The 14,055-nt window shown below is 71.9% G+C and carries 9 protein-coding genes; 3 read left to right on the top strand and 6 right to left on the bottom strand.

The features are described from left to right. Positions 1 to 140 precede the first annotated feature (140 nt). The 3 genes from ACFYY7_RS31910 to ACFYY7_RS31900 form a co-directional block, all read right to left on the bottom strand. Positions 141 to 1,817, bottom strand: a complete 1,677-nt coding sequence (locus ACFYY7_RS31910) for a serine/threonine-protein kinase (RefSeq protein ID WP_388667325.1) — start codon at positions 1,815 to 1,817, stop codon at positions 141 to 143. Between the two features lie 131 nt (positions 1,818 to 1,948). Further along, positions 1,949 to 4,765 (bottom strand): protein kinase, encoded by a 2,817-nt coding sequence (locus ACFYY7_RS31905; RefSeq protein ID WP_388667324.1) that lies wholly within the window; start codon positions 4,763 to 4,765, stop codon positions 1,949 to 1,951. A gap of 230 nt (positions 4,766 to 4,995) precedes the next feature. After that, positions 4,996 to 6,996 carry a serine/threonine-protein kinase gene (locus ACFYY7_RS31900; protein ID WP_388667322.1) on the bottom strand — a complete coding sequence of 667 codons (2,001 nt, stop codon included), beginning with the start codon at positions 6,994 to 6,996 and terminating at the stop codon, positions 4,996 to 4,998. 120 nt (positions 6,997 to 7,116) lie between these two features. On the opposite strand from ACFYY7_RS31900, the gene ACFYY7_RS31895 reads away from it, so the two are divergent. Next, positions 7,117 to 8,205 carry a serine hydrolase domain-containing protein gene (locus ACFYY7_RS31895; RefSeq protein ID WP_388667320.1) on the top strand — a complete coding sequence of 363 codons (1,089 nt, stop codon included), beginning with the start codon at positions 7,117 to 7,119 and terminating at the stop codon, positions 8,203 to 8,205. Here the strand turns inward: ACFYY7_RS31895 and ACFYY7_RS31890 are convergent. After that, positions 8,202 to 9,908: a glycerol-3-phosphate dehydrogenase/oxidase gene (locus tag ACFYY7_RS31890; RefSeq protein WP_388667318.1), complete on the bottom strand. Its 1,707-nt coding sequence runs from the start codon at positions 9,906 to 9,908 to the stop codon at positions 8,202 to 8,204. The two genes, ACFYY7_RS31895 and ACFYY7_RS31890, sit on opposite strands and share 4 nt — an antisense overlap. A gap of 258 nt (positions 9,909 to 10,166) precedes the next feature. Here ACFYY7_RS31890 and ACFYY7_RS31885 point away from each other — a divergent pair, with 258 nt between their 5' ends. Both ACFYY7_RS31885 and ACFYY7_RS31880 read left to right on the top strand, forming a co-directional pair. Next, positions 10,167 to 11,429, top strand: a complete 1,263-nt coding sequence (locus ACFYY7_RS31885) for a nucleotide sugar dehydrogenase (protein ID WP_388667316.1) — start codon at positions 10,167 to 10,169, stop codon at positions 11,427 to 11,429. A 104-nt stretch (positions 11,430 to 11,533) separates the two neighbouring features. Further along, complete coding sequence (locus ACFYY7_RS31880) at positions 11,534 to 12,097, top strand: hypothetical protein (RefSeq protein WP_388667314.1); 564 nt, start codon at positions 11,534 to 11,536, stop codon at positions 12,095 to 12,097. An 82-nt stretch (positions 12,098 to 12,179) separates the two neighbouring features. Here ACFYY7_RS31880 and ACFYY7_RS31875 read toward each other — a convergent pair whose 3' ends face one another. Beyond that, entirely contained in the window at positions 12,180 to 12,725 is a 546-nt protein-coding gene (locus ACFYY7_RS31875) for a hypothetical protein (RefSeq protein ID WP_388667312.1), read from the bottom strand. A gap of 195 nt (positions 12,726 to 12,920) precedes the next feature. Beyond that, entirely contained in the window at positions 12,921 to 14,045 is a 1,125-nt protein-coding gene (locus ACFYY7_RS31870; protein ID WP_072486665.1) for a GuaB3 family IMP dehydrogenase-related protein, read from the bottom strand. Positions 14,046 to 14,055: the final 10 nt, after the last annotated feature.

The raw sequence follows: 14,055 nt of genomic DNA, 5'->3' as shown, positions 1-14,055 counted from the left end.
GAGGGCGAGAGTACGTCCAGCCGCACACTTTGGGTACCCGTGGGTAACGGGTTTTCACAGTCCCCACAAACAAGCCAGCGATCACTGGCAACAAAGCCCCTGATCAGGACCCCTTCCGTCGGGGAAGGGGTCGGGGAGCCTCAGCCGGAGCCGCCCGGCGCGCGCCAGCCGCGCAGCATCGTGTCGAACTGTGCCCGGGTCGTGTCCCAGTCGTCCGCCGGGCCCGTCATGTACAGCGCGTACTCCGGGCCGCCCTCCTCGCCGAAGTACATCTGGTCGATGGCGTGGCGCGGGCCCGGATGGTCCTTGGTCTCGGTCCAGGTGAACTCCCAGAGCGAACCCGGACGGTCCCGGTAGGTGTTGGAGTGCAGGGTCTTGCGCTCGTAGCCGGGAAGCCTCGTCGAGAGCTGCGTCTCCAGGCTCAGCATGTGCATGTACGGGTTGTCGAAGTCGGGCGCCGGGTCGATGCTGATCCGGATGTAGTGCACGCCGTTGTCCGGGGTGTAGTCGATCTGATTGCCGTCCGCCCGGCGCTCCCAGCCCTCGGGCACGGTCAGGCTGAAGCCCTCGGGGTCCTCCACCCGCTTCCAGCCGTCGGGCACGTCCTTCACCCGCACGTCGGGCTTGTCCGACGGCGGGGCGCCGGTATCGGTGTCGGTGTCGGCGCCGGGCTTCCCGGGGTCGACGGACGCGTGCGTGCCCGTGCCGCCGCGCCCGGTGTTGTCCTCCGTCCGGTCGCCGTACTTCATCGCGGCGAGTCCCGCGCCGCCGCCGATCAGTGCCGCCGCCGCGATGACCAGGACCGCGGTGCGCCAGCGGCCGCGGCCGCGCCGGGTCGTCGGGGCCGGTGCGGCGGTGGTGGGGTAGGGCAGCTGGGTGGTGCCGGGGGCGGGCGGGCCGGACGGGCCGTCCTGGCCCAGGGAGCGCAGGACCTCGTCGGGGACGCTCTGCGTCGGTACGAACGCCTGCGCGGCCACGGGCTTGCGGCCCTCCATGGCCTCCAGCAGCATCCGCTCCGTCTCCGCGGCCGACGGACGCTCGTCCGGCTCCTTGCGGAGCAGCGCGGTGATCACGGGGGCCAGCGGGCCCGCCCGGCCGGGCGGCGGGGGCTCGTCGGCGACGACGGCCTGCATGGTGGAGATCGGGGACGTACGGCGGAACGGCGAGCGGCCCTCGACCGCGGTGTAGAGCGTGGCGCCGAGCGACCACAGGTCGGAGGCCGGTCCCGGGTCGCTGCCGCGTACCCGTTCGGGTGCCAGGTAGTCGATGGAGCCGACCAGTTCACCGGTCCGGGTGATGGTCGAGTCACCCTCGATGGCGGCGATCCCGAAGTCGGTGAGCAGCACCTGGCCGTCCTTGGCGAGGAGCACGTTGCCCGGCTTCACGTCACGGTGCAGGACCCCCGCCCCGTGCGCGGCACGCAGGGCGCTCAGCACATGGAGGCCGATCCTGGCGGCCTCGCGCGGCTCGATCTCACCGGACTCCTTGGCGGCGTCGGCGAGGGACGGGCCGTCGACGTACTGCATGACGATCCAGGGCCGGTTGTCGTACTCGATCACGTCGTGCACGGTGACCACGCCCGGGTGCGTGATCCGGGCGGCCGCGCGGGCCTCCTTCTGCGTGCGGGCGTGCAGCACGATCCGGTCGGCCTCCGCGACGTACTGGCCGGCGGTCAGCTCCTTGACCGCGACCGTGCGGTGCAACACCTCGTCGTGGGCCCGCCAGACCTTGCCCATGCCGCCGCGCCCGAGGACCTCGCCCAGCCGGTACCTTCCGGCCAGCACCAGTCCCGCGTCCGTGCCCTGTGATCGATCCACGTATCCCCGCCCCGTTCCTCGGCTGCCAGATTACGGAGCGGACGCACGGCCACGGAACCTCGCACCGCCCACGAGACCGCACTGTGATGCTTGTCGCTCCCTCCCCCGCCCGGGAGTTGTACGGAGAGGATTCAGCGCGTCACGCGGTAGGAGGCGATGGCCTGTTCGTAGATGTCGGACACCTTGTCGCGCCGGTCCTCCGGGCCGATGACCTGGATGACGTGGTAGCGGCCCTCGACGATCATCACGAGGTTGCGGGCGTACACCTCGCGCCCCGAGGCGTCCTGCCAGGTGAACTGGCCCTCCGCCATGGCCTGTCGCCCGACGTCGATCCGGCGCAGCCCGCTCGACCCCGACCAGCTGGAGTCGCGGAACGGCTGCAACTCCAGCTCCTTGCCGGCCTGGTACGCCAGCGGGTCGTCGCCGTTGGCCTTCACCGTGTCGCGGCCCGGGACGATCAGCAGGCTGAAGCCGTCGCTGCCGTAGCGGATCTGACGGTCCGCGTTGGCGGGGCTGCGCTGCCAGCCCTTGAGCACACCGACCTCGAAGCCCTCCTTGTCCTTGCGCAGGGTGTAGCCGGGGGCGAGCGCGACGGCGGAGCGGCTGGTCTGCGGCTGCTGGGCGCCGGGCGACCCGGAGGACTCCTGACCGCCGGACTCCCCCGTGCCGGGATCCGGCGAACCGGATACCGAGGAGGCCGGGCCCGAGGAGCCGCTGCCCGGTTCTCCGTCCGACTTGGGCATGAACATCACGGCGTACGCGATGGCCGCGGCGAGGGCCAGCAGGATCAGCACCAGGAGCAGCCTCCCGAGCCGCCGCGGCGCCCGGCCCCCGCCCTCGTGGGGGCGGGGCGGGGTGCGCAGCGCCTTGGGGCCCTTGGGCTCACGCGGCGCCCGGGGGGCCCGCTCGGCCCTGGGCATGTCCAGCCCGGCCTGCCGGTCCTGATGGTCGTGCCGGTCCTGATGGTCCTGTCGGTCCTGATGGTTCTGTCGGCCGGGCTTGTCCTTGGTGTGGCGGTGACGGCCGTGGGCCGCGCTCCGGCCGCGTCGCCTGCGGACCAATTCGCCCCGGCGGCGTACGACGGGGAGCCGGGCCGTGTCGGCGGACGGCAGGGGTACGACGTCCAGACCGGCCTCGGGCTCGGGCGCCGACCGCACGAGGGAGCGCAGCCAGCCGCTCAGCTCCTCGAAGTCCGGCCGTTCGGTGGGGTCCTGGCGCAGCAGGGACTCGACGACGGGGCGCAGCGGACCGCACTCCTCGGCGAAGGCGGGCGGCTCCCCGCACACCATCTGGACGAGCTCGGCCGCGTTCTCCTCGGGGTAGGGGGCGTGGCCCTGGACGGCGCGGTAGAGCAGCGCGCCCAGTGCCCAGAGGTCGGTGACGGGCCCGATCGGCGGTGCCAGCCGCCAGTTCTCGTGGACGGGGCCGGCCTGCTCGGGCGCCCAGCGCTCGGTGACCGCGCCGACCACGGCGATCCGGGTCTGCCGGGCGCGCTCGGCGGCGAGCGGGGTGGCGGGGCCCCGGTAGACGGAATCCGTACGGTCGCTCGCGGACGCCTCGTCCCAGCGGCCCGGCTGCTGCTGCCGACCCGTGCGGTGCGCGGGCAGCGCCGGGGATTCGCCGTGGCGCCGGGCGTCGGCGCGCAGGGCGTCCTCGCCGGAGCCCCCGGCGGGGACGGGGCGGCCGGAACCGGGGCCGTCGCTCCAGGAACCGGTGAGATGCAGCCGCCGCGGGGGCGGCCGGCCGTCTTCGCCGTCGTCGTTGTCGTGGCCGTCGCTGTCGTGGCCGTCGCTGTCGTAGCCGTGGCCGCCGGTCTCGTGGCCGTCGTCGTCCGGGTCGGGCAGGTACGCGTCCTCCGGCCGTGCGGGACGCTGGACCGGCAGGCTTCCGGTGTCCTCCGCATCGCCCGGACCGGCGCGCCGCCGGTCCTCGTTGACGCGGGCGGCGGCGCGGGCGCCCTCGCGGTAGGCGGCGATCGCCCCGGCGCGCTCGGCCCGCAGCTGTGCGGCGTCTCCCGGGCCGCCGCCACGGAGGGCGTCGGGATCGTCGTCGTACGGACCGTCGTAGGGGTCGTCCGCGTACGGGTCGTCGTCCGCGTACGGGTCGTCGTCGCCGTGGGGCGCGTCGGCCCCCCGGTCCGTCTCGATCGCCGCCGGACCGCGTGAGGCCGGCACCTCGGCCGGAGGGGCGGGCAGGGGCGGCATGGCGGGCGGGGGCGGCGCGAAGGCGCTCGCGGAGCCCGTGCCGAGCGCCGGGCGGGCGAACCCGTCCTCGTATCCGTGGCCGTCGTCGTGCCCGTAACCGCCCCGGCCCGCGTAGCCGCCCTGGCTCTCGCCCTCGTCCTCGTCCTCGTCGAGCCGCGGTGTCGTCACGTACCCGCAGAGCGCCTCCTCCGCCGCCCCGGCCGCGAGGCCGGTCAGCACGACCCGGCCGTCGTCGCAGATCAGCACCGTGCGGACGGTGATGTTCCGGTGGGTCCAGCCGTGGGCGTGCAGCACGCGCAGCGCGGTCAGCACGTCGGAGCCGATCTCTGCGGCCCGGAAGGGGTTGAGCGGCCGTTCCGCGAGGAGCGAGGCGAGCGGGCGGGCCGCGACGAGTTCGCTCACGATCCAGAGCGAACCCTCTTCGGCGAACACGTCGAAGACCTGGTCGAGCCTGGGGTGGTCGGGCACCTGGGCCGCCGCCTGCGCCGCCTCCACGGCGCGCCGGACCACCGGGTCGGCGGGAACGCGCACGGCCCGCCCGGCGGCTCGCCGGGCCCACGGGTCCGGGCCCTCGGCGTCGAGCACCTCGGCGTCCACCACCTCGGGCAACGGCACCTGCCGGACCAGGACTTCCTGCCCGCTGTAGGTGTCGAACGCCCGGGTCTCGACCGTTTCGTACCCATCGTGCGGAGACAGCGGAAGGCGGTAGCGGTCGGCAAGTACCCGACCCGCGTAGTCGTCCACGACGCCTCCCCAGAGCGCGCTGTCCCCCCGGCCACGAAAGCCGGAATCAATCCATCAATTGCGGCCACTCACCGTGCAATTGACCCATCGTTCCGGCTGCGTACGGTCTTCAGGCTCTCACGATACGTGGCAAGTGCCGGACGCGCGGCCGGGTCGGCGCATCCCGGCCCCTTCCGCCCACGGATCCGCCGGTGCGACCGAAGCCCGAATGCCGCCCGGAGCCTGGATGTTCAGTCGATGGGCTTGAACGTGTCGAACGCTGTCTTGCGCAGCGTCCGGCACTCCTTGCTGTCCCACTCGTCGACCCCGCAGCTGATCATGATCGCGTAGCCGTGCTTGCCGTCGACCTTGAAGCCCCGGTTGATCACATGGACCCGCTGGCCGTTCTGGGTGCGCTCGAACTGCCAGTCGGCGACGGTCGGGTAGCCGTTGTACTGGACCTTGTTGATGCCGAGATGGTGGTAGCCGTTGCTGCCGGCCGCGACGCCGGCCTTCGCGGCGTTCCAGGCCGCGGCCGCGTCGCCGCCGGGCGAATCGGTGTAGTCGACCTGGATACGGGGGAAGCCGCCGCTGACGTTGTAGATGCCGCCGGAGTTCTCACCCGCCGTCTTGTAGAAGCGGAAGTCCTCGGGCATGGCCATCTGGAAGTGGAACTTCTTGTTCGTGACCATCCGGAATCCGGCGGGCAGCGCGTCGCCCGGCTTGTCGCCCTTGCCGCTGCCCTTGTCGTCGCCCGTGCCCTTGTCCTCGCCCTGGCCCTGGCCCTGGCCCTGGTTACCGTTCTGGTCCTGGTCCTGGCCGTTGCCCTGGTCCTTGCCGCTGCCACTGCCGCTGTCGGTCTCCGGGGAGCCGCCGGTCGACGCCGAGGGCCCGGCGGAGGTGGACTTGTCGTCCTTGCCGCCTTCGTTGCCCGCGTTGTTCTTGTCGTCCCCGCCGAGCGTGAGCGCGAGGACCGTGCCGAGCACGGCGAGCACGATCACGGCCGCGATGATCGCCAGGGTGCGGCGCGGCACCACGTCCGTGATGGACGCCCGGGGCGCGGCGGCCAAGGACGTGGCCGGGCGCGGCGGCGGTACGGCCGCGGCGGCCGCAGAGGCCGGGGCGGTCGCGGGCTCGGCGGGGGTGCCCGCGCCGGCGGACGAGGGGGAGACCGACGGGGGTGCCGAGGGCGGGGGCGGCGTGGTGGTCGCCGCCGCGGCGGCCGGTGCCGTCTTCGCGTTCCGTACGGAGCGCAGGGCGCCCCGCAGCCGGTCCCGCGCGCCCTCGCCCTGTTCCGCGGCCTTCGGCGCCGCCTTGGCGCGGGGCTCGTCGGTCTTCCCGGGCAGCGCCATGACCTGGGTGGCGTCGGCGGGCGGCACCACCACCGGGTCCGGCTTCTCGGGGGCGTGGATCACATCGTTGAGCAGGGCACGGGCGCCCGCGTCGTCGAGCCGCTGCTCGGGGTCCTTGGCGAGCAGGCCGTAGATGACCTCCTCCAGCGGACCGGCGTTCTTCGGCGGGTCGAGCGGCTCGGTCATCACCGCGGTCAGGGTGGCGATGGCCGACCCCTTGTCGTACGGCGGGGAGCCCTCGACGCTGGCGTACAGCAGTCCGCCGAGCGACCAGAGGTCGGCGGGCGGCCCCGGCTTGTGGCCACGGGCGCGCTCCGGCGAGATGTACGAGGGGGCGCCGACGAGCATGCCCGTGGAGGTGACCGACGGGTCGCCCTCGACCTGGGCGATACCGAAGTCGGTCAGCACGACCCGGCCGTCCTCGGCGATCAGCACGTTGGACGGCTTCACGTCGCGGTGCAGGATGCCCTCGCGGTGCGCCGAGCGCAGCACGTCGAGGATGGCGAGGCCGACCTCGGCGGCGCGCTTCGGCGTCAGGACACCGTCCTCTCGCACGGCTTCGGCGAGGGACTTGCCCTCGATGAGCTCCATCACGATCCACGGCCGGTCGTCCTCGTCGACCACGTCGTAGACCGTCACCGCGCCGTTGTTGCGGATCCTGGCGATCGCCTTCGCCTCACGCAGCGTGCGCGTGATGAGCCGGCGCTTCTCGTCCTCGTCGATGGCCGTGGGGAACCGCAGTTCCTTGACCGCGACCGTGCGGCCCAGCGTCTCGTCGACGGCACGCCAGACCGTGCCCATACCGCCCCGGCCGAGCACCTCCCCGAGCCGGTAGCGCCCCGCAAGGAGACGTCCGTCCTTGTCCCGTTGGGGCTCCCGTGCCTGTTCCGCCTCCGACATGCGTCCCCTCTGCGATCAACCCGCCCTGGCAGAGCGTTCATTGTCCCTCACCCCGGCACGGGTCATGGTGCCGGGTCCACGGGCCCGCCATGATGTGCCCCGAGGAAGGGAATCCCCGCCATGCCGATGCCCAGGGCACTGCTCGCCGCCCCGTTGCTGCTGGTGCTGCTCGGCCTGGGAACGGTGCCCCTGCCCAGCGAACCACACCTCACGCCCGCGGCCGCCTACCTTCCCCGGCTCGTCGCCGAGGGCGGTGCCCCCACGGCGGCGCTGCTGGCCCGCCGCGCCTCCACCGCACCGTACGACACCTATCGCTCGACAGGCCCCGGAATCCGGCGGGCGGACCGGTTCCGGGCGGGCAGCATCACCAAGACCTTCGTCGCCACGGTCGTGCTCCAACTCGCCCGGGAACGACGGCTCCAGCTGACGGACACGGTCGAGCGGCTGCTGCCGGGGCTGGTGCGCGGCAACGGCAACGACGGCCGCCGCATCACCCTGCGCGCCCTGCTCAGCCACACCAGCGGCCTCCACGACTACACCGCCGATCCATCCGCCCACCCCCTCACGGCCGTCGCGGCGGTCCGCGTCGCCCTGACTCACCGTCCGACGAGCGCCCCCGGCCGCTACGCCTACTCCAACACCAATTACGCCGTACTCGGACTCGTCGTTCAACGGGTCACCGGACACAGCTACGCCACCGAGATCCGCGACCGCATCATCACCCCCCTCCACCTCACGGGCACCTCCCTCCCCGGCTCCCGTACCGCCCTGCCCTCCCCGCACGGCCGTGCCTACACCCGCGATCCGGCCGACGGCACTCTGCGCGACGTCACCGCGCTGGACCCCCGCACGGCGGGCGCGGCCGGTGAGCTGATCTCCACGCTCGACGATCTGAACCGCTTCTACTCGGCCCTGCTGGGCGGCCGTCTCCTCGCGCCCGCCCAGCTGGCGATCCTGCTGAACACCCGGGCCACGCACGGCGTCTACGGACTGGGCATCTATCCGCAGAAGCTCTCCTGCGGCACCACCGTCTGGGGGCACAACGGCCACATAGCGGGCAGTTACGTCCGTACCGCCGCGACGCGCGACGGGCTCCACACCCTGACGTACCGCATCGACACGGACACGCTGGCCGACGCGCGGACCCTCGAACCCGCACTGCTCGAAGCGGAGTTCTGCGACCGGCCGGAGAGTCCCCGGAGCTCCTAGATGGGCACGATGTCCGGCGCCCCGAGCCGCGCCGCGTCCGCCGTGAGGTCGTCCGGCTGGCGCTGCGACTCGCGCTCCGCCTGCACCCGCTTCTCGTAGTGCTCGACCTCCCGGTCGATCTGGCCCTCGTCCCAGCCCAGCACCGGTGCCATCAGTTCCGCGCAGAGCCGGGCGCTGCGCGTGCCCCGGTCGAAGGTCTCGATGGAGATCCGGGTCCGGCGGGTCAGTACGTCGTCGAGATGGCGGGCCCCCTCGTGCGAGGCGGCGTAGACGATCTCGGCCTTCAGGTAGTCGTCGGCCGAGGGCAGCGGCTCCCCCAGCACCGGATCGGCGAGGATCAGTTCGAGGATCTGCTCGGTCGCCGAGCCGTACCGGTTGAGCAGATGTTCCACCCGGGCGACATGGAGTCCGGACCGGGCCGCGATCCTCGCCCTGGCGTTCCACATCGCCGGGTATCCCTCCGCGCCCAGCAGCGGGATCTCCTCGGTGACGCAGGCCGCCACCCGCTGGTCCAGGCCGTGCACCGCCTCGTCCACGGCGTCCTTGGCCATCACCCGGTACGTCGTGTACTTGCCGCCCGCCACCACCACGAGGCCCGGCAGCGGATGCGCCACCGTGTGCTCGCGCGAGAGCTTGCTGGTCGCGTCGGACTCACCGGCCAGCAGCGGCCGCAGCCCGGCGTACACGCCCTGGACGTCGTCCCGGCTCAGGGGCGTGGCCAGGACCGAATTGACGTGTTCGAGCAGGTAGTCGATGTCGGCGCTGGACGCCGCCGGGTGGGCCTTGTCCAGGTCCCAGTCGGTGTCCGTGGTCCCGATGATCCAGTGCCGCCCCCACGGGATGACGAAGAGGACGGACTTCTCGGTCCGCAGGATCAGGCCGGTCGAGGAGTGGATGCGGTCCTTCGGGACGACCAGGTGAATGCCCTTGGACGCCCGGACGTGGAACTGCCCGCGCTCCCCTATCAGCGCCTGGGTGTCGTCCGTCCAGACCCCCGTCGCGTTGACCACCTGCTTGGCCCTGACCTCGTACTCACCGCCCGCCTCGACATCCTCCACCCGGGCGCCGACGACCCGCTCGCCCTCCCGGAGGAAGCCGACCACCCGCGCACGGTTGGCCACGTGCGCGCCGTAACCGGCGGCGGTGCGCACCAGGGTCGCCACATAGCGGGCGTCGTCCATCTGTGCGTCGTAGTACTGCAACGCCCCGACCAGGGCGTCCTTCCTCAGCGCCGGGGCGACGCGCAGGGCGTGGCGGCGGGAGAGATGGCGGTGCACGGGCAGGCCGCGGCCGTGGCCCGACGACACCGACATCGCGTCGTAGAGCGCCACGCCGGAACCGGCGTAGAACCGCTCCCAGCCCTTGTGCTGCAACGGGTAGAGGAACGGCACCGGCTTCACCAGGTGCGGGGCCAGCCGCTCCAGGAGCAGCCCGCGCTCCTTCAGCGCCTCGCGGACGAGCGCGAAGTCGAGCATCTCCAGATACCGCAGCCCGCCATGGATCAGCTTGCTCGACCTGCTCGATGTGCCCGACGCCCAGTCGCGTGCCTCGACCAGCCCGGTCGAGAGCCCTCTCGTCGCCGCGTCCAGCGCCGTGCCGGCGCCGACCACGCCCGCTCCCACGACCAGCACGTCCAGTTCGCGCTCGGCCATGGCGTCCAGCGCCTCGGCGCGCTCCGCAGGTCCCAGTGTCGCTGTCCTCACTGCTGCCTCCCGGGTAGATCGGGGTGGTCCGGCACGGGGACGCGACCCGGCACGGCGGCCGGGGCTGCCCGCGCCCACCTCTCGATTCTGTCCGGCGTCCACGACTTCGGCCACCGCCTGTGGACAACACCGGGACGACAGAAGCTCACAATGCGACATATAGGTCATATATAAGCCTAGTGTGACATTGCGCTGTCCACAGCGGTTGCGCTTTCTGCCCTCATGGTCATAGTCCGACGGGAAGGACGGCCCATCCACATGCCCGCAGACCTCGCAGTCATCGGACTCGGCCACCTCGGCCTGCCGCTCGCCCAGGCCGCCGTGGCCGCGGGCGTGCAGACCGTCGGCTACGACACCGACCCGAGCGCCTACACGGAACTCTCCGCGGGCCGCACCCCCGTCGAGGGATCGCTCACCGCCTCGGAGATCCGCCGGATGCTCTCGGGGGGCTTCCGGCCCACCACCAACCCGGTCGAACTGGGCCGGGTCCGCACCGCGGTGATCTGCGCGCCCGCCCCCCTCGGCGCCGACCGCACCATCGACCTCACTGCTGTCGGCGACGCCGCCCGCGCACTCGCCGCCCGGCTGCGCCCGCACACCACCGTGCTGCTCGAATCGGCCGTACCGCCCGGCACCACCGAGAACTACCTGCTGCCGCTGCTCGAAGAGGGCTCGGGGCTGCGCGCCGGCCGCGACTTCCACCTGGCCTGCTCCCCCAGCCGCCTCGACCCCGGCAACCGGACCCACGTCTACGCCAACACCCCCAAGGTCATCGGCGGCCTCACCCCCGCCTGCACCGAATCCGCCGCCGCCTTCTACGGCCGGCTCACCGACAAGGTCGTCCGGGCGCGCGGACCGCGCGAGGCCGAGATGACCAAGGTCCTGGAGACCAACTTCCGGCACGTCAACATCGCCCTGGTCAACGAGATGGCGGTGCTCTGCCACGACCTCGGCGTCGACCTGTGGGACGTCATCCGCTGCGCCGAGACCAAGCCCTTCGGCTTCCAGCCGTTCCGCCCCGGCCCCGGCGTCGGCGGCCACGGCGCACCCGTCGACCCGGGCTACCTCCCGTACAACAGCCGCACCCCCGGCCACCCCCTGCGGATGGTCTCGCTCGCCCAGGAGATCAACGGCCGGATGCCGCAGTACGTGATCCAGCGCTGCGCCACCCTGCTGAACGAACACGGCAAGTCCGTCCGCAGCGCCCGGGTACTGCTGCTCGGGGTCACCTACAAGCCCGACCTCGCCGACCAGGAGGGCTCCCCCGCCCGGGAGATCGCGACCCGGCTGATGGACATGGGTGCCCAGATCGGCTACCACGACCCGCACGTCCTGGACTGGCGGGTACGCGAGCGCCCGGTCCCGCGCGCCGACTCGCTGTACGAGGCGGCGTCCAGCGCAGACCTCACGGTGCTGCTCCAGCACCACCGGACGTACGACCTCCAGGGCCTCGCCGTGAAGGCCCAGCTCCTCCTGGACACCCGGGGAGCGACCCCGGCGGGGGCCGCACACCGGCTTTAAACATCTCTCCCCAGGATTTCGGTAGGAGATGTCACAGGCTGCTGCTAGCCTGCGGCGTCACTTCTCGCACAGTCGTGCGCTTCCGTCCCAGGGGGGATATCAACATGAGCCAGCCCGTGCCGCCGCCGAACCAGCCGCACGACGCCCAGCCCGGCGGCAACCCGTTCGCGGGCCAGCAGCCAGGCAACCCGGGCGGCAACCCGTTCGCGGGCCAGCAGCCGGGCGCCCCGTTCGGCGGCGCGCCGTTCACCCCGCCGGCCCCGGTACGCAACAACATCGGCCTCGGCCTGGCCGCCGCCGTCGTCGCGGCCGTCGTCGCCGCGGCCGTCTACGGCGCCATCATCGGCGCCACCAAGCACGAGATCGGCTACGCGGCCGTGGGTGTCGGCTTCGTCGTCGGCTTCGCCTCGGGCAAGGTCGGCGGCCGCAACCCCGCGCTGCCGGTCGTCAGCGCCCTGCTCTCGCTGGTCGCCGTCTACTTCGGCCAGCTGCTCGGCGAGGCGATGATCGCGGCCAAGGAGCTCCCGGTCACCGTCTCCGAGCTGTTCTTCGACCACTTCGGCGCGCTGAACGAGTTGTGGAAGGCCGACTCGAACTTCATCTCGTACCTCTTCTTCGCCATCGCGGCGGTCGCCGCGTTCTCCGGCGCCAAGAAGGCCGCCGGCTAGTCGCGCGGACACATACGGGTGGGCCCGGACCGCCGCTGCGGTCCGGGCCCACCTCCGTCTGCACCTTCCGTCGACGGCGCAATTACTTCGCAGAGTGCTTGTAGCGATACCCAATCGCCTTGCGTGCCGTGCCCTTACCCACGTAGCTGCCGTCGAGCTTGCTGTAGATCTTGAAGGAGTACGACTTGTAGAGCGGGTATGCCTTCAGCGTCCCGAACTTGCCCTTCGGAACGTCCCAGCTGCCCGACATGCTCTTCGTGCGGGACTTCGTGACGTCGAACCCGACTGCACCCGAGACGGCCCCCGCAGTTACCGTGACCGTCGAGCTTTTGGTGTTGCTCACGGTCTCGATGGAAGTCAGTGTGAGCGTCATGGGCCCCCGCCCCTGAACCATGGCGATGGCCGCCTTCCCCTGGACCACACCCTCGTACTTGACGTTCTTGAGCTTGCAGTAGACGAAGTGCCCACCGCTGCTCAGGCAAGCCCGCTTGCTGACGGCCTGGGCTTCACCAGCCATGCCCATCGTCGCAAGGACGATAGCAAGAACGGTAGTTGCAGCGCCTATCCCTCGGGCGACAGTCGAATTCGTGAATCGCAAAGCTTTCCCCTCGTCGTGGCTGCCGGTCACAGCAGCGCCACCGACGCTAGTCCCGCTCGCGGCTCCGCACACGAATCTCCCACCAGAATTGAGCGAGATCTGAGCTCCGTCACAACACTGGCGAGCGGGGAACCACTTCCCAAGGCACGCACGTGATTGGGGCCCCACCGACCCGGTGGGGCCCCAATCACGTCCTGAAACGACACAGCCCGCTACGACACAGCGTCAGCGGCGGTGCTGCGAGTCCGCCACCGTGACCTCGACGCGCTGGAACTCCTTGAGGTCGCTGTACCCCGTCGTCGCCATCGCACGGCGCAGCGCGCCGAAGATGTTCATCGAGCCGTCGGGGGTGTGCGAAGGACCGGTCAGGACCTCCTCGGTGGTGCCGACCGAGCCCAGGTCCACCAGCTTGCCGCGCGGCACGTCCTCGTGGACGGCCTCCATGCCCCAGTGCCGGCCGCGGCCCGGCGCGTCCGTCGCACGGGCCAGCGGGGAGCCCATCATCACGGCGTCCGCACCGCAGGCGATGGCCTTCGGCAGGTCGCCGGACCAGCCGACGCCGCCGTCCGCGATCACGTGCACGTACCGGCCGCCGGACTCGTCCATGTAGTCACGGCGGGCGCCGGCCACATCGGCGACCGCGGTCGCCATCGGGACCTGGATGCCGAAGACGTTGCGCGTGGTGTGCGCGGCGCCGCCGCCGAAGCCGACGAGGACACCGGCCGCACCGGTACGCATCAGGTGCAGGGCGGCGGTGTACGTGGCGCAGCCGCCGACGATCACCGGGACGTCCAGCTCGTAGATGAACTGCTTGAGGTTGAGCGGCTCGGCAGCACCCGAGACGTGCTCGGCGGAGACCGTCGTACCGCGGATGACGAAGATGTCCACGCCCGCGTCGACGACGGCCTTGGAGAACTGCGCGGTGCGCTGCGGGGAGAGCGCGGCGGCGGTGACGACACCGGAGTCGCGCACCTCCTTGATGCGCTGCCCGATCAGCTCCTCCTGGATCGGCGCGGAGTAGATTTCCTGGAGGCGGCGGGTCGCCGACTCGACGGGCATCTCGGCGATCTCGTCGAGCAGCGGCTGCGGGTCGGCGTGCCGGGTCCACAGGCCCTCGAGGTTGAGGACGCCGAGGCCGCCGAGCTCACCGATGCGGATCGCGGTCTGCGGGGAGACCACGGAGTCCATGGGAGCGGCCAGGAACGGCAGCTCGAAACGGTAGGCGTCGATCTGCCAGGCGATCGAGACCTCCTTCGGGTCGCGGGTACGGCGGCTCGGAACGACGGCGATGTCGTCGAATGCGTACGCCCGGCGGCCGCGCTTGCCGCGCCCGATCTCGATCTCAGTCACGTGTGTGGCC

Origin of the sequence: Streptomyces sp. NPDC001933 (assembly GCF_042890955.1) — a bacterium.
GTDB lineage: Bacteria > Actinomycetota > Actinomycetes > Streptomycetales > Streptomycetaceae > Streptomyces.
This window is presented reverse-complemented; position numbering and strand designations above follow the sequence as displayed.